The following is a 20363-nucleotide window of genomic DNA, read 5'->3' as shown; positions in this document are numbered from 1 at the left end:
TTATTATTTCGAATCTTTTTGATTCATTTTTTCAAATGATTCTACCCTTAATTGAACCTTATTGCCATCATTTGTAGTAAAGACATAAGCCTTTTTTGAATTTATGGCTTCGTCCATACTAATGGTCATATTTTCTAAGATGGTGATGTTCTCGCCATCTTCTACGGCCAGCATTAAATCGTTTTTACTTGATACCAATGTGAAATCTGTCTTTTCATCTGTTGTATAGCTGAATTTTATGATTTCATCATAATATTCATCGGCATCATTATCGATTTTTACCGTCTTTACTACCGCGGTTGGTGGCAAAATTCTATCTTGATTTACCTTGTTCCTATCTTTTTTATCTAGCATTACGGCTTGATTTCTTGTAGTTTCTATCAACACTGAATTTTTAATCAATTCTCCGTTTTGATAAAGCTTATAGGTTTTTTTCGTGGTTTCCTTTGCGACCCCTGCCTGATTGTTCTCTTGGGCAATAATCGTTGTACCAGTTAATAATGCGATTGATAATATTGTTGTTTTAAAAATTTTCATTTCTTTTTGTGTTTTTAGGTTAATACTCTTTTCTCTTGTAGTTCTTATGAACTTACGGATGCTTTCAATTTTTCATTTTTATTTTTGCTCCAAGCATTTAGCATCCAACTACTTTTCTCCAATTCTCTAATATAGGCTCCTATCAAATCAATGGTGCCTTCGTCGGCAATATCGTTTGCTTTTTTAAGTACTTTACTCATTTGTTTCAGCAGTATACCATGTGCAAACAAGGTTTCTTCTACCATCTTTTGGTCATTAAGGTCTGTACTACTTTCGTTGATAGCAGACTTTTCAATATAATCGGTCAAATTACTCATTGGATGAAAACGTAAGGTTAATATACGTTCCGCTATTTCATCAATTTTTATTCTTGCATCGGAATATAAGGTTTCAAACTTTTCATGTAAATCAAAAAAGTTTTCTCCTGTTATATTCCAATGGAAATTTCTCAGTTTTTGATAATACATATGATAATCGGCTAATAGTGTATTTAACTCGCTTACTACGGGTAATACCTTTTCTTCTTCTAAATTCAAATAATTCATTCTTAGGTGTTTTGTAATTCTAGGATAATCCTAAAATCTGATTCATAAATGTGTTAATGTTGGTAGTGAAGAAAATTTAACGTCGCTATTGAACGACCACTTTTGGCGAATGCCTGTTTACCAAAACAGTAAACCAACACTCTTAATATAAGCGTATATCCAGATTTGTCAAGTGATTTAACAGGGTTTAACCCTTACACTTGTGTATTAACATAATACTATGTTAAAGCCAGTCTTTTTTCTTAAAGTAAATTAACAGACCAAGAAAGATGAGAATAAAAACGCCCCATAAATAGTAATATCCGTTTGCGGTATGCAGCTCGGGCATGTTGTCGAAATTCATTCCATAAATACCCGCAATAAAAGTTAGGGGAATAAAGATAGAAGCGATAACCGTCAACACTTTCATTACTTCGTTCATCTTATTGCTCATATTGGTCATGTACATTTCCATTAAACTGGTAGACATTTCTCGGTAGAGTACGATATCTTCATTAATTTCTAAACAATGGTCAAAGGTATCTTGTAAGAATAATTTGGTTTCTTTTGAAATCAATTCATGTTCTGTGTTCAGTAAGCGGTTTACGAGTTCCTTTACTGGAAAAATCCACTTTCGTATGCGAAGTATTTCTTTTTTCATGTACTGTATTTTTCGTGCTGATTCTTTTTGCGGATTGTTATATACTTCATCTTCAAGAATTTCTAGTTTATTCTTGATATCATCTAAAACGATAAAATAATTATCAACTATCGCATCTAAAAGGGCAAAAAACAGATAGTCTGCACCCCTACTCCGAATTCTTCCAAACTTATTTTCAATACGTTTGATTACTTCCCCAAATACATCATCGTCAGTTTCTTGAAAGACCACGACCGTATCTTTAAACAAGGTAAGTGCTACATGTTCAATGACCAACTCGGCATTTTCATTGATATAAAGCATTTTAAAAACACTAAAAACATAATCTTCGTACTCATCTATTTTTGGGCGTTGCAGGGTGTCGACCAAATCTTCCAGTAGCAGGTTGTTCAGGTTCAGCTTCGCACCAATTTGAGCTATGGTCGTCTCATCGGTCAGGCCTACAACATCGACAAAAGATGTTTGGTTGTTTTTTAGGGCCGATTCAATTTCAGCAATACTAATATTCTCTAAAACATAATCCTTCTCATCATAACTGATTTTACTAATGGTAGTTACCTGTTTTTTACGATTACCGATATAGGTAATTGCACCGGGTGCCTTACCTAATTTAGATTTTGAGCGGTTCGATTTTTTAAGTTTTACTACGGGTTTACTCTTTCGCATACGATGAACAACAATTATTCTTACCTTAGTTTAAAGATACATTTTAAAATCTTCAGTTTGCTAACACCAAGGTTTAGAGGATTTTAAGGTTATTAATCATCAATCAATCCAATTAATCATGACCGAAACCACAAACCAAACCCAGCCTGGCAGAATTGCCATTATTGACGCCTTAAGAGGTTTTGCCCTTGCAGGAATAGTAATTTGCCATGTTGTAGAGAACTACATTGGCGCACAGCCTCCAGGGCCATTTAACGAAGCTGTTCACCAAGGCCTTGCCGATGATATCGTAGATGGTTTTATAGGAATTTTTTTAAGAGGAAAGTTTATTGCCTTATTCTCATTTTTATTCGGACTTAGTTTCTTTATTCAAATGGATAATGCCAATAAAAAGGGGAGCTATTTCGGTGGTCGATTTTTGTGGCGTTTATTGCTATTACTGGCAATTGGCTTTGCACACAGTCTTTTTTACAGAGGGGATATTTTAACCGTTTATGCCGTTCTTGGTATATTTCTGATTCCTTTTTACAAAGTCCCCAATAAATGGGTATTAGGTATTTCTGCCATATTATTTTTTGGAGCAGCACGGTTTTTGATTTTTTATCTTACAGGAGGTGACCCACTTTTTAGCGAAATGGATATAAATCCTGATAATCCTAAAATCCTGAATTACTATGACACCTTAAAAAATGGCTCTCTATGGGAAGTTTTTGCTACTAATGCCACGGAAGGCCATATAGATAAAGCTGAATTTCAATATGGTCTTTTCGGAAGGGGTTATTTTACCTTTGCCTTTTTTCTAGTAGGCCTATTTGTTGGTCGTTCAGGATTTTTTAAAAGAATTCACGAAGAAAAAAAGCTTAACAAAAATATTCTGATTTATGCTTCCATCACATTAGTCTTATCGTTAATTGCAATGAGCGCTGCTTTTATGAGCATGGGACAAAATTTCAATATGAAAAGTTGGAATGCCATGTTAGGATTTACCGCGATGGATATCAGCAATGCTGCAATGACATTGATTTATATCGCCCTGTTTGTAATTATTTACCGAAAAACTAAAGGACAGAAATGGTTGAATAAATTTGTCCCCTACGGTAAAACGGCACTTACCAATTATGTAGCCCAGAGCATTGTCTTTACATTTATCCTGTTTGGTTGGGGTTTAGGCCTAATAGGAGAATTAAGACAGCTGTATACCTTTTTACTTGCCTTAGTTTTTATAGCCCTGCAGATGTGGCTAAGTAAAATATGGCTAAGGTATTTTTACTATGGGCCTTTAGAATGGTTATGGCGAAGCTTAACCTTCTTCAAAATTATGCCACTCAAAAGAAAAGATTAGCTATTATAAATCACTTATATAACTGCCATATAAATCTTTAAAACGTACACCATCGGAAAAGCGATACTTACTCAATTTTTTATGGGCCACTAGCCCCCACAACACGAGCTCCTTTATAAAATAAGTTTCGTTTTTATCTAAATCTGGGTGATATTCTTTTAGCAGGCTATCCAATGGTGCGATAGAATCTAACTTTTCATGGTAGACTTTATCATCATCCTCATCTAATAGTTCGAAGCCTCCTTGGTCAAAAAACCAAGCTGCGATTCCATCATATGGTGTCTCTGCATCTTTACGTTCCAATTTATTTATTTTTGGGAATAAAGTCGGAAACATAGTTTTAATGGCTTCTTCGATTAAAGTTTCTGCTACAAAGCCGGCACCTTCTTGTTCACCCTCATAAACCAATTCTATCTTACCGGTAATTGCCGGAACAACACCCATAAAATCACTTAAACGAACGGTCGTCTTTTTCTCACCTGACAACAATATTCTACGTTCGGCCGTACTCAATAGGTTTTCGAATGCCGTTATACTCATACGGGCACTTACCCCACTTTTGGCATCTACGTATTCGCTATCCCTTGCTTCAAAACTAATTTGTTCCAATAAATCCATGGCTAATTCTGGCACATGAACCAAATCGGACTGTCTAGCATCAAGTTTAGCCTCTTGCTTAGTGATTCTTTTTGCGATATCGATATCCTCAGGATAATGGGTCAATATCTGTGAACCAATCCTATCCTTCAAAGGCGTAACGATACTACCTCTATTGGTATAGTCTTCTGGGTTTGCCGTAAATATAAATTGCAAGTCTAAAGGCAGACGTAGTTTAAAACCTCTGATCTGGATGTCTCCTTCTTGTAGAATATTAAATAAAGAAACCTGTATTCTCGCCTGTAAATCGGGTAGCTCGTTAATGACAAAGATGCAGCGGTTAGCCCGCGGTATCATACCAAAATGTATAACGCGATCATCGGCATAGCTTAATTTTAAATTGGCAGCTTTTATGGGGTCGACATCACCGATTAAATCAGCAACTGTAACATCGGGCGTAGCCAGTTTCTCATAAAAACGTTCATCTCGATGTAACCATGAAATAGGGGTTTTATCCCCTTTTTCTTTTATCAGCTCAATGGCATATCTCGATAAAGGATTTGTGGGGTCATCATGAATTTCAGAACCTTCTACAATGGGAATATATTCATCTAAAAGGTTCACCATTAGTCTTGCAAGTCTTGTTTTTGCCTGACCACGCAACCCCAATAGATTGATGTTGTGACGCGAAAGTATAGCCCTTTCCAATTCAGGTATTACCGAGTTTTCATAACCCCAAACCCCTTTAAAAACATTTTCTTTTTTCTTTATTTTTTCAATGAGATTGTCACGCAACTCATCTTTAATACTTTTTGATTCGTAACCTGATTTCTTTAGTTCACCTAATGTCTTAATGTTTCCTGTTTTCAACGTCATATATTTTACACCCCTAAAGTCCCCTAAAGGGGACAATAATTTGATTAAACTTTTCTCGATAGATTCCTACTTGCGCAGGAATGAGAACTATACTATTTTATTCTTTTTCTTCTATTGTTTTCGTAATCTTCAAAAATCATCTCTCCCAAACCTTTTAGGCCAGTATAGAATGCTTTGCCCTTATTCGCTTGCGTAAATTCACGAATAAATTGCATGAGATACGGGTCTTCCGCAATCATAAAAGTGGTAATGGGAATATGTAATTTTCTGGCCTGAGAGGCCATTGCATAACATTTCTCTACAATATACTCATCAAGCCCAACGCTGTTCTTATAATACGTTCCATCAGGCATGCGAAGACAACTTGGCTTACCATCGGTAATCATAAAAATTTGTTTGTTGGTGTTACGTTTTCTTCTTAGCATATCCATCGCTAACTGCAGGCCTGCAACGGTATTGGTATGATAAGGCCCCACTTTTAAGTAGGGTAAATCTTTTATCGGAATGGGCCATGCATCGTTGCCAAAAACCAATATATCCAAGGTATCTTTAGGGTATCGGGTCGTAATTAATTCCGCCAAGGCCATGGCCACTTTTTTGGCCGGTGTTATCCGGTCTTCACCATATAAAATCATGCTGTGGCTGATGTCTATCATCAGCACCGTACTCATTTGGGCTTTGTACTGTGTATCTTCAACGATTAAATCTCCTTCATCGAGCATGAAATTTCCGATGCCATGATTTATTTGGGCATTTTTAAGACTTTCCGTCATTGAAATGTGGTCTAAACCGTCTCCATAGCGATACTCCCTAAACTCACCAGTATGCTCATCTCCTTTCCCTGATTTCCCTGTTTTATGATTTCCTGAACCGCTGCGTTTTATCTTCCCGAAAATTTGGTCCAATGCCCGCTGGCGAATCATTCGTTCCAATTTTGCCGTTATTGATATAGTACCTTTCCCAGCGCCTTCATCTCCTTCCTCACCTTCTTGGCCCATTTTTCCCCCTCCATCTTCGAATTCCTCACGTATATACCCTTTAGCTTTTAAGTCTTCAATAAAATCTTCAATGGTATACTCATCGGTAGTCAGGTCATATTCTTTATCCAATTCGCGCAACCAATCGATAGCCTCATCAAAATCCCCAGAAGTATGTGTGATGAGTTCTTGAAAAATCTCAAAAAGTTTTTCAAAGGGAGATATGTTTGGAGCCTCGTAAGGTGTAAAACGAAAGCCTTTTCTCATTTTCATAGCCATCATATAAAATTAAGACATTCTACATTCATGGCTTAGGCTTTAAAGAAAACTTAACGCTTCTGTTTATGTTTGTATGATGGAAAGAGAACTATGCTTTGGGTTTTATAACACTTCGCCCCTTTGGATCAAAGAACAATTTGGTGTTACACAGTTTGAATTTCCTGATATCACGATAAACAAACATTTAGCGCGGCCCATTCCAGAACGTTTACGCATAGGCCATAAAATGGAATATGTTTTTGAGCAATTACTATCCGGATCAAAAGATTGGCAAATTCTGGCAAAGAACCTATTGGTAGATAGAAATAAAGAACGCTTGGGAGAGTTAGATTTTATTGTACACAACAAGGTTGGTCAGAAGAATTACCATATAGAACTGGCATATAAATTCTATATTATCAATCCTGAAATCACAGAGCCTATTCACCGTTTAATGGGCCCTAATAAAAAAGATATGTTCTTTACTAAGTTGGATAAGCTAAAAAACAAACAATTTCCATTACTTTTTTCAAAAGAACTAACATCACAACTAAACGAACTACAGTTAATACCTGAAGAAGTAAAACAGGAAGTTTGTTTTAAGACCCAACTGTTCGCCCCTTATGAAAACAATACAACCTCAATACGTCCTTTAAACAAAGATTGTATTGTTGGAAATTGGATTCATTTTGATGATTTCAATACCGCAGCGTTTAAGCAATACGAATATTACATACCCTATAAACAAGAATGGGTTGTTAAGCCTACTTTGGAAAGGCAATATAGTTCTCATTATGAAACGCTATTGGAAATCAACTTGAGAATGCTTAAACAAAATGCACCAATGCTCTGGCTAAAAAAGGCGGATGAATCTATTGAGAAATTATTTGTCGTTTGGTGGTGAGGAGTTATAAATTACTTTTTTGATTTTTAAACCAGTGTTTTCATATTCAAATAGGAATAAATTTTTTGTTCTGAATTCAACAACAGGGGTTTTATTTTTAGGATGATAGCTTCCTACCACCTCACCTTGCATTATGACAATGTCATCATACTCCTCAAAGTCTACAATTTTATGTTGCATTTTCGATATGCCAAATTGGCGTTGTTTTTTTAAATAATCCCCTAGCCTAGCCTTTCCTCGAATAGTTTCTTGTCCAGGTGCCATATGTACAATATTTTCTGAGTATACTTGAAGCTGCTCTTCAACTGAAATTACATTATTATCCAATATGCCCATAATTTCTTTTATCCGGTTTTTCAACACTTCATTTACTTCTTTTTGCTTCCGAACAAAAGTACCCTGATAGAAAAGTCCTGTTGGCACATTCTCAGAATTGTATTGAACTGATTTCATGAAATACGCATCTTTTGACATCCATTTATACTTGTATATCCTATAAGTATTTTGGGGCTCACCTTCAAAAGTTATTTTCAGGGTGACATCGCCATTTTTGGAAACACTGCCCTCGCCAAAGCCAGCTCTTACCACACCGAAACTTGATAAGTGACCCACCTTTTTGGTTACAGGATTATAAGACCAAAAAATATGTCCGTTAGGTTCAGGGCCATCAATGATAGAAAGTATGCTGTTAGATGTATTGATTTGTTTTGAAATTGTATGATGATTAGGAATGGTAATAATTTCAGTTTTATCTCCCCAATTTTGAGTCCATTTATCGTTCTTTAAAGTCCATTCGCCAATAAATTTTTGAAACGGGTTTTTTGATGTGAGTACTTCTGTTTTTCCTTGGGACTCAAATTTGATTGAAGTCTTTTGCGCAAAACTTTTAGTAATTAAAAGTAAAAATATAAGTATTCTAATAGCTAGCATTGTTTTATTCTTTTGGTGTAGCGGGCATACTATGATTAATCATTTGCCTGTAGATTTTAATGCTATCATCTTCCATTCTTTTATATAAGGTCAAACCCTTTCCTTCAATATACGAAGGCTGACTTTCCCAGGTCCAGCCCACATAATATTCGCCAAACTTCAAGGCATAATCACCCATGTCAATAACCCTAACACTTTTGGTCATTAAAGAATCTCTAGAAACATCTGGATTGTAATGTGAGGTGAAATAATCCCTTATTTTTTCTTTTCCAATAAAGGGGTAATCGTAATAAGTCATATATGTTGCATCATCAGCATAAGATTTTAATTGTTCTTCCGCGTTACCATCCAGTACCGCTTGGTAAACCATTTTTCGTCGCTCCTCAATTCTCTTTTCCCATTTGGTTTTGGGTACTAGTGCAGAAATAGCTGTAGTTGGTATTTCTATAAAGTCTAGGTTCTGAGGCTCAAAATAATGTGATGCACCCCAAATATGAGCAATAATTATGGGCGTTATATTATTTTGAAACCTCCAATAGGTGGTATATTTTCCATTGTAATCAAAATTCTTACCAGAAGGCGTTTTGTATTGATGTTCAAATGTGCCCAATTCAATAAAATATTCCCCTAAGTCGATAATTTCAAAAGATTCTTTAGCAAATTTTGTGGTTTCGGTCTTTTCAAAAAACTGGCCATAGTACTCTTTAATTTTGGACTTATCCCGAAGGGATTTATGATACTCAGGTAATAAAGTTGCTTCATCACTGAATAGAGAAATTGTTTTTGATAAAGACTCCGCTTTTATGTAGCTCATTAATTGTTGACTTTGTCTTTTTATTAATTCAATTTTATCAGGCTTTTGAAATGAAAAAGTTTGTAATGACAGTAAGAGTAAGATAAGGGTACTTGTTATTTTTTTCATGACGCTATTTATGGGTTTAAATCATTATGTGAGCCTATTTTTCTGTACACCTTCAAGGAGTGGTCTGGTTGTCGTTTCCATAAGGTGATGCCCTTTCCTTTATTGGTCCCTGATGTTTCATTAAAACGCCAGTCTACTTCAAAAGTGGAGAACTGTAGTACATAGCAATCAAAATATTGGTAGGCAAAGGGCTGGCTTTTAATCAAATCAATTTGAATGTCATTTTGATGATACCCTATCAAGTAGGGTGCCAGCACATCAATACCTACTTTAGCAGTATCAGCAAAAGGATAAAAAATAGCATCGTCAGTGTACATTGGAATACGCAACTCTGGGTTCCACTCACGAATAGCTTTCTCTCCAAGAGCTGCATAGGCTTTCAACTCAATAGTACCCTTGTTTTCTGGTTCAATTCCTGTATCAATTACGACATATTCATTGCGAGAAAGCTCTTTATGATAGCCCTCTACATAGGAAAACAACAAGAATTCATCCTTCACTTTTTTCCAGATATACCAATACTTTCCTTCATGAGTAATTTCCATCTTGTCCGATTTTCGAATAAAATTCTTGTTGAAAGTTCCCATTTCAATAACATGATTCCCAAGTTCAATAGTTTCTAAAGTATTCCTTTCAAGTGATTTTATTTCTTGTTCTTTAAAAAGAGCTGTGTAATATTGTTGCAAATGCTCAGGGCCGCTTAAGGTGCGTTGGCCCTCTAGCAAAAAAAATGCGTCGGGAGTTGTTATTTTTTGAATGGGTTCTATTTGCCCTGCGATAAGGGCTTTATCAAATTTTTTACCTTTGCTCTTAAATTGTCCATAAGCTTTAAAAAGGAACAGAAAAAAAAGTACAGTAGTCGTGAGATGTCTCATTGGATTAGTTAAAAGGTTTTTCATAAGGTTGAATGATTTCATGAATGGTAGCCCAACCCGAAGGACTTTCATCATACCGTTGTAAAATCACCAAAGTTCTACCACGGAAAATGAATGATTTATCACCGTTTTTAGGAATAAGTCTGAGTCCAAAAAGCATTTGTTTTATCACCAAATCTCCTTTTTGTAGAAATAGCTCTTCATCACGCTCACCTATAAACTCTAAATCGAAGTTTGCCATGGTTTCCCTAAGTCCATCTAAAACAGCTTCACGGCCAATTCTAAGGTTGTTATATCCCAGTGCCTTTACAACATCTGGATGATGGTACAGCTTTATAGTTTCTATATCCCCTTTTTTAAAGGCCTCTCGAACGGCTAGCCCATTAACTTCAATTTGTTTTAGCACTTCATCATTTGGTATTTTATCTTGGGAATGGCAGAAGAAAAGACTCAAACCGAATAAAATAGTTTGGACCGTGATAATCGTAGAATTCATTTTCATAATAACTAGCATTAGTTTGCATCAAAGAAAACAGAAGAAAAAACGTTTTTAAAATGATATTGTCAATTGACCATAAATTATTGACGAGAAGATATTACCAGTCTACGAAGTACCTATTTGCAGTATTAAATTTGAAGATCGTATTTCATCATTTATTTCATACCTGCTGTCAATTCAAGTTGTTATGGAAATCATTAATGACACTATTTTGAGTATTTTTAATTGTAACGAAATACACTATGGTAAAGCCAATGGTATCATATATAGTCAAATACAAATTGTACCATTTAATATTCTGGTTTTTATATCATTATTTCTGGTGGTCTTTAACCAGTGGTAGTATTATTGAAGCGGCCCAAAATATTCTATTTTCTAATTACTCGATAAAGTTTCTTTTTTATGTGCTAATGCAGGCCTTTGGAGTATATTTTAATCTCTATTATTTAATTCCAAAATTTTTACAAAAGGGGAACTATTGGATCTATATACCGGCTTTATTGCTTACCGTATTATTAACTTCTGCCGGTATCATTGGTGGGTATTTTGTAAATTCAGCTGTAGTCGGTTTACCATTTGAAGAACTTTTTAAAATAGCTCCTACAGAATTTTTCCAACTTTTTAAAACCAACGCGCTACCTTCTACTCTAGCCAGTATGACTTTGGCAATGAGTATCAAATTAACCAAAAACTGGATTTCTTCAGAAAAGAGACGTAATGCCGCTGAAAAAGAAAATTTGACAACCGAGTTGAAATTTTTACGATCTCAATATAATCCACACTTCTTGTTCAATACTATTAATTCCATCTTCGTTTTGATTCATAAAAATCAAGATATGGCATCCGAATCATTGGCCAAATTTTCTGAATTATTGCGTTACCAATTGTATCAATGCAATGAACCTGAAATCGATTTGACCCAAGAAGTGAATTACCTCAAAAATTATATTGAATTGGAAACCTTGCGATTAGATTTATCGCATCTTGATTTGCAGGTAACCATTGATAATTCAAACACAAATGGATATAGAATAGCACCTTTCTTATTAATGCCATTCGTTGAAAACGCCTTTAAACATGTATCACATTCTACCGATTCACGAAATTGGATTAGCATTGAATTAAAGATTAGGGATAACAGATTAGTCTTAAATGTTTCCAATAGCAAACCAGGGCTTAGTATTTCTAATACGGCAGAATCTTCAGGAATTGGACTTGCGAATGTAAAACGTAGATTAGAGCTGTTGTATCCAAATCATCATAAACTTGAGGTTTTAAAATCTAATAAAGAGTTTGTTATTTCATTGGAAATATCAATGAAAGAAGGAACGCAAGAGCATATTAAAATAGTCTAATCGAAATGATAAATTGTGTTGTAATCGATGATGAACCTTTAGCCCGCGAGGGTATTAAAGCCTATCTTCAAAAAGTTGATTTTTTGAACTTTATCGGTGAAGGAGCGAACCCTACAGAAATTCATAAGATATCGGAAAAACAAACTATAGATCTTATTTTCTTAGATATTCAAATGCCATTAATGACAGGGCTTGATTATCTAAAAAACACTGCTAATAGACCCATGGTAATTTTAACAACCGCCTATCCGAGCTATGCTTTAGAAAGCTTTGAATTGGATGTGCTAGATTATTTGGTTAAGCCTATTACTTTTAGTAGATTCCACAAATCAGCCGTAAAAGCAAAAGACTATTTTCAACTTACCACCAAAGGAGATTTAACTTCACATAAGCAAATTGATAACACTTATTTCTTTATTAAATGCGATTATGTTTACGAAAAGATTAAAATAGAAGATTTGGAATATATTCAAGCACAGCAAAACTATGTTGTTTTTCACACTAGGGAACAAAAATATATGACATTGATGCCTTTGAAGCATATTTGGGTTATGCTACCAACTTCAAAGTTCATACAAGTCCATAAATCCTTCGTGGTCGCCATTGATAAAATCATGACACTAGAAAAAACAAGAATCAAGCTTACTTTGGCAACTATTCCTTTAAGTCGTAACTACAAAGAAAATGTTCATGAAGTAGTACTTAAAAGGTCGATATTTAAAAAATAATGATTTTAAATGTTACTATTCCATAGCTGTCTATCAGCTTCTGGACTCCAAAACCTTGACAATATCATAAAGTGTAAATCCTTTGGCTTGAAGTAAAATCAAATAATGAAACAACAAGTCAGCACTTTCATTTAAGAAAAGTTCGTCGTTATTATCTTTAGCTTCAATAACGGTTTCTACAGCTTCTTCGCCTACTTTTTGGGCAATTTTATTGATCCCTTTTCTGAAGAGTGAAGCGACATAACTTTTTTCGTCATCCTTATTTGCTTTTCGATTCGCAATGGTTTCTTCTAAAACAGATAAAAAACCAAAAGAGGCTGAATTTTTTTCTCCCCAACACGTATCCGTTCCAGTATGACAGGTAGGGCCAGAAGGATTCACCATAATTAACAAGGTGTCATTATCACAATCATTTTTGATATTGACTAGGTTCAAAAAATTTCCACTCTCCTCCCCTTTGGTCCATAAACGTTTTTTAGAGCGACTATAAAAGGTCACTTTTTGAGTTTCTTGTGTTTTATCAAAAGCCTCTTGGTTCATATAGCCAAGCATTAAAACTTTTCTTGTTTGAGCGTCTTGTATTATTGCTGGCACCAACCCATCACTATTTTTTGTGAAATCTATTTTCATAATTTATTTCTTATGTCAGTCTGAGCGTAGTCGAAAACCATTCGTGTTTCTAAAGATATCGACTGGGCTCAATGTGACACTCAGTTATATTCTTACTGGAATACCTTCCTTTTTTAATTCTTTCTTTAAATCTAAAATTTTAATTTCTTTAAAGTGAAAAACACTTGCTGCTAAAGCTGCGTCTGCTTTTCCATCTATAAAAGTATCCACAAAATGTTTAATACTACCTGCGCCCCCTGAAGCAATAATGGGAATATTCAATTCTTCAGACAAGCGAGCTAGAGCTTTATTGGCAAATCCATCTTTAGTACCGTCATTATCCATTGAAGTAAATAATATTTCCCCTGCGCCCCTTTGTGCCACTTCTTTTGCCCAAGCAAAAAGATTTAGCTCTGTGGGCACTTTACCCCCTACTAAATGGACTTTCCAGTCGCCGTCTATTTGTTTGGCATCGATAGCAACTACAATGCATTGCGAACCAAATTTGGCCACCAATTCATTTATTAAGTTTGGATTTTTAACCGCCGAAGAATTTATAGACACCTTATCCGCACCATTTTTTAGTAATATATCCACATCTTCTACCGAAGAAATTCCTCCGCCAACAGTAAAGGGAATATTTAGTTTCTCAGCTACCTTATATACCAATTCCGCCAAAGTTTTTCTTTTTTGCTCCGTTGCAGATATGTCTAGAAACACCAATTCATCTGCTCCCTCTTCTGCATAACGCTGTGCCAGTTCAATTGGGTCACCAGCATCTCTTAAGTCCACAAAGTTGACTCCTTTTACGGTACGCCCATCTTTAATATCTAGACAGGGTATGATTCTTTTTGTTAACATCACTCTTGGTTTTTGATATTTAAATCCATACCGTCATAAAAACCTAATTGTTTATTGTTAAGCTGTTTTACCCAAAAAGCTATTTGACCTGTATGGTATGAAAAATGCTCGACAGTATGAATTATATTACCAATACCACTGAATTCAAAGCCTTGTACATGTTGCTTGTCCAATAGTCTTATTGTTTCGATATTGTATATGGTTGATTTTACGGTATTCACGGTCTCAGAAAGTTGGGTAAGTAATTCTTGTTTGCTAAACCCTTCTGTAGTTGAAAATTCAAGCTCCCTATTTCTATTATCTTTTGTTTCTGCTAAAGACGTAATGCCGTATTGAGTTAAATTACCACATAAATGTAAAATCAAGTTCCCAATGCTATTTAGAGAACTATTTGGTTTTTTCCATAGTTCTTCCTCCGAAATATTCTTTAAAGCTATTCTAACCATTCGCATGCTTTCATCCAATCTAAAGCAAGTATTAGCCTTGAATTCTATTTGAAACTGCTCCAATTTATCCATAACTCAGAATAAAATTTTCCAATTGTTTTAAGTTAATTCGATTTTCATAGATAGCTTTCCCTATTATAGTGCCTTCACAACCAATAGCTTTTAGTCTTGGCAGTTCTTCAAAAGTGGATATGCCACCGGAGGCAATTAATTTGATATCTGGGATTTCTTTTAGAATCTTTTCATATAGGCTAAAAGAAGGACCTTCTAACATACCATCTTTTGAAATATCGGTGCAAATTACATACTGTATTCCTTTCTTTTGATAGTCATCAATGAAAGGGAGCAGTTCTTCTTTAGATTCCTCTTGCCAGCCAGAAATAGCCACTTTTTCGTCAAGGGCATCTGCCCCTAAAATAATTCTATCAGAACTATATTGAGTTATCCATCCGGTAAATAATTCTTTATCCTTCACCGCAATACTACCGCCAGTGATTTGCCCTGCACCACTGTCAAAGGCAATACGCAAATCATCATCAGATTTTAAACCACCTCCAAAATCAATTTTTAGATTGGTTTTACTCGCAATTTGTTCTAGAACCTTATAGTTTACAATGTGTTTGGCCTTCGCCCCATCCAAATCAACTAAGTGTAAATACTGGATTCCATGGTCTTGAAACTCCTTCGCTACTTCTACGGGGTTTTCATTATAAACTTTTTTGGTGTTGTAGTCTCCTTTCGATAGGCGAACACATTTACCTTCTATAATGTCAATGGCCGGTATAATTCTCATAACTTAAATATTCAAGAAATTCTGAAGAATTTTAGCCCCATATTCACCAGACTTTTCAGGGTGAAATTGGGTTCCATAAAAATTTTTATTTTGTAACGCAGCACTGTAATCAATCCCGTAATTACAAGTAGCTATTGTTGCTTTTGTGATTGGAGCATAGTAACTGTGTACCTGATAAATAAAATCATTGTCCAACTCTTCAAATAGTGCTGATTTGAGTTTCTCAACTTTATTCCATCCAATTTGTGGGACTTTCAAATTAGAGTTAAACTTTATCACATCTACATCAAAAATTCCTAATCCTTTAGTAGTGCCTTCTTCAGAGGAATTACACATCAATTGCATACCCAAGCAAATACCTAAAACCGGTTGCTCTAAATTTGGAATCAATTTATTTAACCCACTTTCATTCAGCTTTTTCATAGCACTACTTGCTTCTCCAACTCCTGGAAAAATAACTTTATCGGCTTCTTTAATCAGCGTTGAATTATTAGTCAAAACAGCATCAACACCAAGTCGTTGAAAGGCAAATTTGATACTTTGAATGTTACCAGCACCGTAATCTATAATTACTAAATTCATAAAACTCCTTTTGTAGATGGTAAAACCATTTTATCAACATCCCTTTTTACGGCGACCTTTATCGCCTTGGCAAAGGCTTTGAATATTGCCTCTATTTTATGGTGTTCATTGGTGCCTTCAGCTTTTATATTCAGATTTGCCTTAGCACCATCGGTAAATGATTTAAAAAAATGAAAGAACATTTCTGTTGGCATATCGCCCATCATTTCCCGTTTAAACTCAGCATCCCAAACAAGCCAGTTTCTACCTCCAAAGTCTATAGCTACTTGAGCTAAGCAGTCGTCCATAGGCAAACAAAAACCATATCTTTCAATACCCAGTTTATCACCCAAAGCATCATGAAAAACTTCACCCAGAGCTATTGCCGTGTCTTCTATGGTATGATGCTCATCAACCTCCAGATCACCGTCTACATGAATTTTTAAATCCATTTGACCGTGTCTTGCCAATTGATCTAACATATGATCAAAAAATGCCAATCCAGTTTTAATGGTTCCTTCTCCTGTTCCATCTAAATTGAGTTCAATCTTGATATCAGTTTCTTTCGTTTTTCTGTGGATTTTTCTGATGCGAGTTGAAAGTTTTAAAAAATCATAAATCTTGCCCCAATCATTGGTTTCCAGAGCAATATAGTCAGAAAGGTCAGTCTCAGAAATACTTAATTCGTCAGTTCCTAAATGTGCTTTATCGTTAATAAAGATACCTTTTGCGCCTAAATTTTTGGCAAGCTCCATATCTGTTAACCGATCCCCAATAACAAAAGAATTTGCCATATCATAATAGGCTGTCAAATAATGTGATAGTAATCCTATTTTTGGCTTTCTAGTATCAGCATTCTCATGAGGAAAAGTCTTATCGATAAGTACTTCATTAAAAACCACTCCCTCATTTTCAAAAGACTTTATAATTAAATTGTGAACTGGCCAAAAAGTGTTTTCAGGAAATGAAGCCGTACCCAAGCCATCTTGATTGGTAACCATTACCAATTCATAATCCATCTCTCTGGCGATTTTGCCTAAATAACCAAAGACTTTAGGGTAAAACTCTAGTTTTTCAAAACTATCCAATTGATAATCAATTGGCGGTTCTAGAGCCAAGGTTCCATCTCTATCTATAAATAATACTTTTTTACTCATAAATCCAGTTCTTTAAGTGCTTCCAATAGCTTTTTATTCTCTTCTCTCGTCCCTATGGTAAAACGCAAGGTGTTTTCACACATTGGCTGTGAACTTCTGTTTCTAACTACAATACCTTTATCTAACAATTGACTGTAGCGCATTTTGGCATCGTCAACTCTTACTAAAACAAAATTAGCATCACTCTTAAATACCTTTTGAACAAGGTTGAATTCTTTTAAAGTCTCTTTAAACTTGTTCCTCTCATTCAAAATTGCGCTTATCTGATCTGATACTTTTTTTTCATTGGCAATCCCGATTAAAGCACGCTCTTGTGTTAATTCGTTAACATTGTATGGAGGTTTTATTTTCTTAAGTATTGCTATGATTTCTTCAGAAGCAAAGCACATGCCCAATCGTATAGCCGCCATACCATAGGCCTTTGAAAGTGTTTGGGTAACTACTAAGTTCGGAAACTCATTTAATCTGCAAATCCAAGATTCAGTATTGGCAAAATCTACATATGCCTCATCAATGACAACCAAGCCTTGAAATTCATTAAGAATAGTTTCTATTTTTTCTGATTGAATAAGATTACCAGTAGGATTGTTCGGCGAGCATAAAAATAACAATTTGGTATGCGCATCAACTTTAGATAAAATGGCTTTCACATCAGGTTGAAAATCTTCATTAAGCAAAACTTCACGATTCTCAATCACATTTATATCTGACAATACTTTATACATGCCATATGTGGGCGGCAATGAAATTATATTGTCTTTACTTGGCTCGCATAAAGCCCTGAACAATAAATCTAAAATTTCATCACTTCCATTGCCTAGTACTATTTGCGATTCTTTTATGCCCTTTTGATTGGCCAATACCACTTTAAGACTTCTTTGATGCGGGTCGGGATACCGATTAACACCGTTAGCATTAGGATTCTCATTGGCATCTAAAAAAATCATATCCGCACCCAAGGCAACGAACTCATCACGTGCAGAAGAGTAAGGCTTTAAACCTCTGATATTTTCTCTTATTAATCTCTCTAATTTAAAATCCATCTTAATCTTTTAAGCTTTCTAATCTTAAGGTCACTGCATTTTTATGTGCTTGTAGCCCTTCTGCTTCTGCCATTAGTTCAATAGTCTTACCTAAATTTTGAATGCCTTGTTTGGTAATCTTTTGAAAGGTCATGCTCTTTAAAAAACTATCTAAATTGACTCCACTATACTGCTTTGCATAGCCATTGGTCGGTAAGGTGTGATTAGTTCCCGAAGCGTAATCTCCAGCACTTTCAGGGGTGTAATTACCAATAAATACAGAACCGGCGTTCATTGTGTTCTTAATATAGAAGTCTTCATTTTCCACACAAACGATATAATGTTCTGGACCATATGCATTAATAAGTTGCAAAGCTGTTTCATCGTCTTCGACATAAATCAATTTGCTATTTTCTATCGCTTTTTCAGCGATATCTTTTCGTTGAAGTGCTTTCAATTGTTTGATAACTTCATCCTCTACATTTGTAATCATCTCCTTTGAAGTAGAAACCAAGATTACTTGACTATCCACCCCATGTTCTGCTTGACTCAATAAATCAGATGCAACAAAAGCTGCATTGGCAGAATCATCTGCAACCACTAATAATTCACTGGGCCCAGCAGGCATATCTATAGCGACTCCGTATCTGGTAGCCCATTGTTTGGCAACCGTCACATATTGATTGCCAGGTCCGAATATTTTATACACTTGAGGAATACTCTTCGTACCAAAAGTCATTGCCGCAATAGCCTGAATACCACCGACCTTGAAAACTTTATCTACACCACATAATTTGGCAGCATATAAAATGGCAGGATTGAGATTGCCGTTATTATCTGGAGGACTACACAGAATTATTTCTTTACATCCTGCAATTTTAGCAGGAATAGCGAGCATCAATATTGTAGAAAATAAAGGTGCTGTGCCACCTGGAATGTATAAACCAACCTTTTCTATTGGTCGTTTTTCTTGCCAACAGGTCACTCCCGGCATAGTATCCAATTGTATTCTCTCTGACACCTGCGCCTTATGAAACACTTCGATATTTGATTTGGCCAAATTTATGGCATCTTTGAGTTCTTTAGCGAGCTGGTCTTCGGCATTACTGAACTCCATAGTAGCGACCAACATGTCTTTCAACTTTATACCATCGAATTTTTGAGTATATCTTTCGACAGCCGTATCGCCATTTTCATTTATCTCATTAAAAATACTGCTAACAATACCCTCAATATCCTCAAAAGATTGTGTTGGCCTTTTTAAAAGTGTTGACCACTCTTTTCTATTTGGATTGTAAATCTTATTCATTACAATACCATTTTTTCGATTGGACAAACCAAGATACCCTCTGCACCTGCCGCTTTTAACTCGTCTATGACTTCCCAAAAAGTATCTTTATCAATTACTGTATGTACTGAGCTCCAACCTTCTTCGGCAAGTGGCAGAACCGTTGGGCTACGCATACCGGGTAATAACGCCAAGATTTCATCAAGTTTGGGATTAGGCGCATTAAGTAATACATATTTCGATTGTCTTGCCCGTAAAACGGACTGTAATCGGAAACGTAATTTATTGAGAAATAACTCTCGTTCTTCGTTTATTTTAGGCGATACCGCAAGAACAGCCTCGCTTTTTAGAATTACCTCTACTTCCTTTAGATTATTCTTGAAAAGTGTACTTCCACTAGAAACTATATCACAAATACCATCGGCCAAACCAATATTTGGAGCAATTTCAACAGAACCATTAATAATATGCAAGTCAGCATTCACTCCCTTCTCTTTAAGATATTTTTTAACTGTATTTGGGTATGAAGTGGCTATTCGCTTTCCTTCAAAATCATTGACCGAATTGTAAGCCACCGTTTTAGGTATTGCCAAGGAGACTTTGCATTTTGAAAATTTTAAACGTTCAGAAATGGTAATACCTTCTCCCTTTTCAATTAAGACATTTTCTCCAATAATAGCTATGTCTACTACCCCATCCCTCAAATATTGAGGTATATCACCATTTCTTAAATAAAATACTTCTAATGGGAAATTACGGGCCGTAGCTTTTAATTGATCTTTACCGTTATCAATGGAAATGCCGGCTTCCTTTAAAATTTTAAGGGAATCTTCATTAAGCCTTCCACTTTTTTGAATAGCAATTCTAATCTTAGTCATTTCTAAATTTTAATATCCGAACAACCAAAAAGGTCAAAAAATAAAACCCGTTTGATTGCTCAAACGGGTTTTTACTATTTTGAAATACACAAAATAT

At 35.3% G+C, this 20363-nt stretch carries 22 protein-coding genes; 4 read left to right on the top strand and 18 right to left on the bottom strand.

The genetic code is table 11. The features are described from left to right. Positions 1–3: 3 nt before the first annotated feature. From ACZ1GR_RS01005 to corA, 3 genes are all read right to left on the bottom strand, one after another. Positions 4–537 carry a hypothetical protein gene (locus ACZ1GR_RS01005; RefSeq protein WP_472610409.1) on the bottom strand — a complete coding sequence of 178 codons (534 nt, stop codon included), beginning with the start codon at positions 535–537 and terminating at the stop codon, positions 4–6. Positions 538–581: 44 nt separating this feature from the next. Continuing rightward, on the bottom strand, positions 582–1082 hold the full coding sequence (locus tag ACZ1GR_RS01000; protein ID WP_472610408.1) for a Dps family protein: 501 nt from the start codon (positions 1080–1082) through the stop codon (positions 582–584). A gap of 223 nt (positions 1083–1305) precedes the next feature. Then, positions 1306–2388, bottom strand: coding sequence for a magnesium/cobalt transporter CorA (gene corA / locus ACZ1GR_RS00995; RefSeq protein ID WP_472610407.1), 1083 nt, complete (start codon positions 2386–2388; stop codon positions 1306–1308). Between the two features lie 118 nt (positions 2389–2506). Between corA and ACZ1GR_RS00990 the strand changes: the two genes are divergently transcribed. Then, on the top strand, positions 2507–3730 hold the full coding sequence (locus ACZ1GR_RS00990) for a DUF418 domain-containing protein (RefSeq protein WP_472610406.1): 1224 nt from the start codon (positions 2507–2509) through the stop codon (positions 3728–3730). Between the two features lie 3 nt (positions 3731–3733). Here the strand turns inward: ACZ1GR_RS00990 and ACZ1GR_RS00985 are convergent, their stop codons facing one another. Both ACZ1GR_RS00985 and ACZ1GR_RS00980 read right to left on the bottom strand, forming a co-directional pair. Then, a complete protein-coding gene (locus ACZ1GR_RS00985; RefSeq protein ID WP_472610405.1) occupies positions 3734–5203 on the bottom strand; it encodes a magnesium chelatase in 1470 nt (489 codons plus the stop codon). Between the two features lie 92 nt (positions 5204–5295). Next, positions 5296–6459: a vWA domain-containing protein gene (locus ACZ1GR_RS00980; protein ID WP_472611841.1), complete on the bottom strand. Its 1164-nt coding sequence runs from the start codon at positions 6457–6459 to the stop codon at positions 5296–5298. A 73-nt stretch (positions 6460–6532) separates the two neighbouring features. Between ACZ1GR_RS00980 and ACZ1GR_RS00975 the strand changes: the two genes are divergently transcribed. Further along, positions 6533–7342 (top strand): DUF1853 family protein, encoded by an 810-nt coding sequence (locus ACZ1GR_RS00975; RefSeq protein ID WP_472610404.1) that lies wholly within the window; start codon positions 6533–6535, stop codon positions 7340–7342. Here ACZ1GR_RS00975 and ACZ1GR_RS00970 read toward each other — a convergent pair. The 4 genes from ACZ1GR_RS00970 to ACZ1GR_RS00955 form a co-directional block, all read right to left on the bottom strand. Beyond that, on the bottom strand, positions 7322–8272 hold the full coding sequence (locus tag ACZ1GR_RS00970) for a hypothetical protein (protein WP_472610403.1): 951 nt from the start codon (positions 8270–8272) through the stop codon (positions 7322–7324). The genes ACZ1GR_RS00975 and ACZ1GR_RS00970 overlap by 21 nt on opposite strands. A 4-nt stretch (positions 8273–8276) precedes the next feature. Beyond that, positions 8277–9086, bottom strand: coding sequence for a YybH family protein (locus ACZ1GR_RS00965; protein ID WP_472610402.1), 810 nt, complete (start codon positions 9084–9086; stop codon positions 8277–8279). A gap of 116 nt (positions 9087–9202) precedes the next feature. Beyond that, entirely contained in the window at positions 9203–10069 is an 867-nt protein-coding gene (locus tag ACZ1GR_RS00960) for a DUF4440 domain-containing protein (protein ID WP_472610401.1), read from the bottom strand. A gap of 4 nt (positions 10070–10073) precedes the next feature. Beyond that, positions 10074–10571, bottom strand: coding sequence for a Cif family virulence factor (locus tag ACZ1GR_RS00955; protein WP_472610400.1), 498 nt, complete (start codon positions 10569–10571; stop codon positions 10074–10076). Positions 10572–10822: 251 nt separating this feature from the next. On the opposite strand from ACZ1GR_RS00955, the gene ACZ1GR_RS00950 reads away from it, so the two are divergent. Both ACZ1GR_RS00950 and ACZ1GR_RS00945 read left to right on the top strand, forming a co-directional pair. Continuing rightward, positions 10823–11923 carry a sensor histidine kinase gene (locus ACZ1GR_RS00950; RefSeq protein WP_472610399.1) on the top strand — a complete coding sequence of 367 codons (1101 nt, stop codon included), beginning with the start codon at positions 10823–10825 and terminating at the stop codon, positions 11921–11923. A gap of 5 nt (positions 11924–11928) precedes the next feature. After that, positions 11929–12651: a LytR/AlgR family response regulator transcription factor gene (locus ACZ1GR_RS00945; protein WP_472610398.1), complete on the top strand. Its 723-nt coding sequence runs from the start codon at positions 11929–11931 to the stop codon at positions 12649–12651. 33 nt (positions 12652–12684) lie between these two features. Here ACZ1GR_RS00945 and hisIE read toward each other — a convergent pair whose 3' ends face one another. From hisIE to hisG, 9 genes are all read right to left on the bottom strand, one after another. Further along, positions 12685–13281 carry a bifunctional phosphoribosyl-AMP cyclohydrolase/phosphoribosyl-ATP diphosphatase HisIE gene (gene hisIE, locus ACZ1GR_RS00940; protein WP_472610397.1) on the bottom strand — a complete coding sequence of 199 codons (597 nt, stop codon included), beginning with the start codon at positions 13279–13281 and terminating at the stop codon, positions 12685–12687. A gap of 84 nt (positions 13282–13365) precedes the next feature. Next, the gene (gene hisF, locus ACZ1GR_RS00935) at positions 13366–14121 is read right to left on the bottom strand and encodes an imidazole glycerol phosphate synthase subunit HisF (protein WP_472610396.1); all 756 of its coding nucleotides are present in this window, start codon (positions 14119–14121) and stop codon (positions 13366–13368) included. Beyond that, positions 14121–14639, bottom strand: coding sequence for a DinB family protein (locus ACZ1GR_RS00930; RefSeq protein ID WP_472610395.1), 519 nt, complete (start codon positions 14637–14639; stop codon positions 14121–14123). Before ACZ1GR_RS00930 ends, hisF begins: the two co-directional genes overlap by 1 nt. Continuing rightward, positions 14632–15360 (bottom strand): 1-(5-phosphoribosyl)-5-[(5-phosphoribosylamino)methylideneamino]imidazole-4-carboxamide isomerase, encoded by a 729-nt coding sequence (gene hisA / locus ACZ1GR_RS00925; RefSeq protein WP_472610394.1) that lies wholly within the window; start codon positions 15358–15360, stop codon positions 14632–14634. Before hisA ends, ACZ1GR_RS00930 begins: the two co-directional genes overlap by 8 nt. Before the next feature lie 3 nt (positions 15361–15363). Then, a complete protein-coding gene (gene hisH, locus ACZ1GR_RS00920; RefSeq protein WP_472610393.1) occupies positions 15364–15942 on the bottom strand; it encodes an imidazole glycerol phosphate synthase subunit HisH in 579 nt (192 codons plus the stop codon). Then, the gene (gene hisB / locus ACZ1GR_RS00915) at positions 15939–17078 is read right to left on the bottom strand and encodes a bifunctional histidinol-phosphatase/imidazoleglycerol-phosphate dehydratase HisB (protein ID WP_472610392.1); all 1140 of its coding nucleotides are present in this window, start codon (positions 17076–17078) and stop codon (positions 15939–15941) included. The genes hisH and hisB overlap by 4 nt, the downstream gene beginning before the upstream one ends. Continuing rightward, positions 17075–18121: a histidinol-phosphate transaminase gene (gene hisC, locus ACZ1GR_RS00910; RefSeq protein WP_472610391.1), complete on the bottom strand. Its 1047-nt coding sequence runs from the start codon at positions 18119–18121 to the stop codon at positions 17075–17077. The genes hisB and hisC overlap by 4 nt, the downstream gene beginning before the upstream one ends. A gap of 1 nt (position 18122) precedes the next feature. Beyond that, positions 18123–19409, bottom strand: a complete 1287-nt coding sequence (gene hisD, locus ACZ1GR_RS00905) for a histidinol dehydrogenase (protein WP_472610390.1) — start codon at positions 19407–19409, stop codon at positions 18123–18125. Next, a complete protein-coding gene (gene hisG / locus ACZ1GR_RS00900; RefSeq protein ID WP_472610389.1) occupies positions 19409–20266 on the bottom strand; it encodes an ATP phosphoribosyltransferase in 858 nt (285 codons plus the stop codon). The genes hisD and hisG overlap by 1 nt, the downstream gene beginning before the upstream one ends. Positions 20267–20363 lie beyond the last annotated feature (97 nt).

Source organism: Croceitalea sp. W27 (assembly GCF_055693185.1).
This window is presented reverse-complemented; position numbering and strand designations above follow the sequence as displayed.

What these genes read in the sequence shown, in the direction of transcription:
- ACZ1GR_RS00955 (WP_472610400.1), bottom strand. Translation starts at nt 10,571, where the DNA reads ATGAAAATGAATTCTACGATTATCACGGTCCAAACTATTTTATTCGGT.
- hisC (WP_472610391.1), bottom strand. Translation starts at nt 18,121, where the DNA reads ATGGATTTTAAATTAGAGAGATTAATAAGAGAAAATATCAGAGGTTTA.
- ACZ1GR_RS00980 (WP_472611841.1), bottom strand. Translation starts at nt 6,459, where the DNA reads ATGGCTATGAAAATGAGAAAAGGCTTTCGTTTTACACCTTACGAGGCT.
- hisD (WP_472610390.1), bottom strand. Translation starts at nt 19,409, where the DNA reads ATGAATAAGATTTACAATCCAAATAGAAAAGAGTGGTCAACACTTTTA.
- ACZ1GR_RS00950 (WP_472610399.1), top strand. Translation starts at nt 10,823, where the DNA reads ATGGTATCATATATAGTCAAATACAAATTGTACCATTTAATATTCTGG.
- ACZ1GR_RS00945 (WP_472610398.1), top strand. Translation starts at nt 11,929, where the DNA reads ATGATAAATTGTGTTGTAATCGATGATGAACCTTTAGCCCGCGAGGGT.
- ACZ1GR_RS00990 (WP_472610406.1), top strand. Translation starts at nt 2,507, where the DNA reads ATGACCGAAACCACAAACCAAACCCAGCCTGGCAGAATTGCCATTATT.
- hisF (WP_472610396.1), bottom strand. Translation starts at nt 14,121, where the DNA reads ATGTTAACAAAAAGAATCATACCCTGTCTAGATATTAAAGATGGGCGT.
- hisA (WP_472610394.1), bottom strand. Translation starts at nt 15,360, where the DNA reads ATGAGAATTATACCGGCCATTGACATTATAGAAGGTAAATGTGTTCGC.
- hisB (WP_472610392.1), bottom strand. Translation starts at nt 17,078, where the DNA reads ATGAGTAAAAAAGTATTATTTATAGATAGAGATGGAACCTTGGCTCTA.
- corA (WP_472610407.1), bottom strand. Translation starts at nt 2,388, where the DNA reads ATGCGAAAGAGTAAACCCGTAGTAAAACTTAAAAAATCGAACCGCTCA.
- ACZ1GR_RS01005 (WP_472610409.1), bottom strand. Translation starts at nt 537, where the DNA reads ATGAAAATTTTTAAAACAACAATATTATCAATCGCATTATTAACTGGT.
- ACZ1GR_RS00975 (WP_472610404.1), top strand. Translation starts at nt 6,533, where the DNA reads ATGATGGAAAGAGAACTATGCTTTGGGTTTTATAACACTTCGCCCCTT.
- ACZ1GR_RS00965 (WP_472610402.1), bottom strand. Translation starts at nt 9,086, where the DNA reads ATGAGCTACATAAAAGCGGAGTCTTTATCAAAAACAATTTCTCTATTC.
- ACZ1GR_RS00960 (WP_472610401.1), bottom strand. Translation starts at nt 10,069, where the DNA reads ATGAGACATCTCACGACTACTGTACTTTTTTTTCTGTTCCTTTTTAAA.
- hisIE (WP_472610397.1), bottom strand. Translation starts at nt 13,281, where the DNA reads ATGAAAATAGATTTCACAAAAAATAGTGATGGGTTGGTGCCAGCAATA.
- hisG (WP_472610389.1), bottom strand. Translation starts at nt 20,266, where the DNA reads ATGACTAAGATTAGAATTGCTATTCAAAAAAGTGGAAGGCTTAATGAA.
- hisH (WP_472610393.1), bottom strand. Translation starts at nt 15,942, where the DNA reads ATGAATTTAGTAATTATAGATTACGGTGCTGGTAACATTCAAAGTATC.
- ACZ1GR_RS00930 (WP_472610395.1), bottom strand. Translation starts at nt 14,639, where the DNA reads ATGGATAAATTGGAGCAGTTTCAAATAGAATTCAAGGCTAATACTTGC.
- ACZ1GR_RS00970 (WP_472610403.1), bottom strand. Translation starts at nt 8,272, where the DNA reads ATGCTAGCTATTAGAATACTTATATTTTTACTTTTAATTACTAAAAGT.
- ACZ1GR_RS01000 (WP_472610408.1), bottom strand. Translation starts at nt 1,082, where the DNA reads ATGAATTATTTGAATTTAGAAGAAGAAAAGGTATTACCCGTAGTAAGC.
- ACZ1GR_RS00985 (WP_472610405.1), bottom strand. Translation starts at nt 5,203, where the DNA reads ATGACGTTGAAAACAGGAAACATTAAGACATTAGGTGAACTAAAGAAA.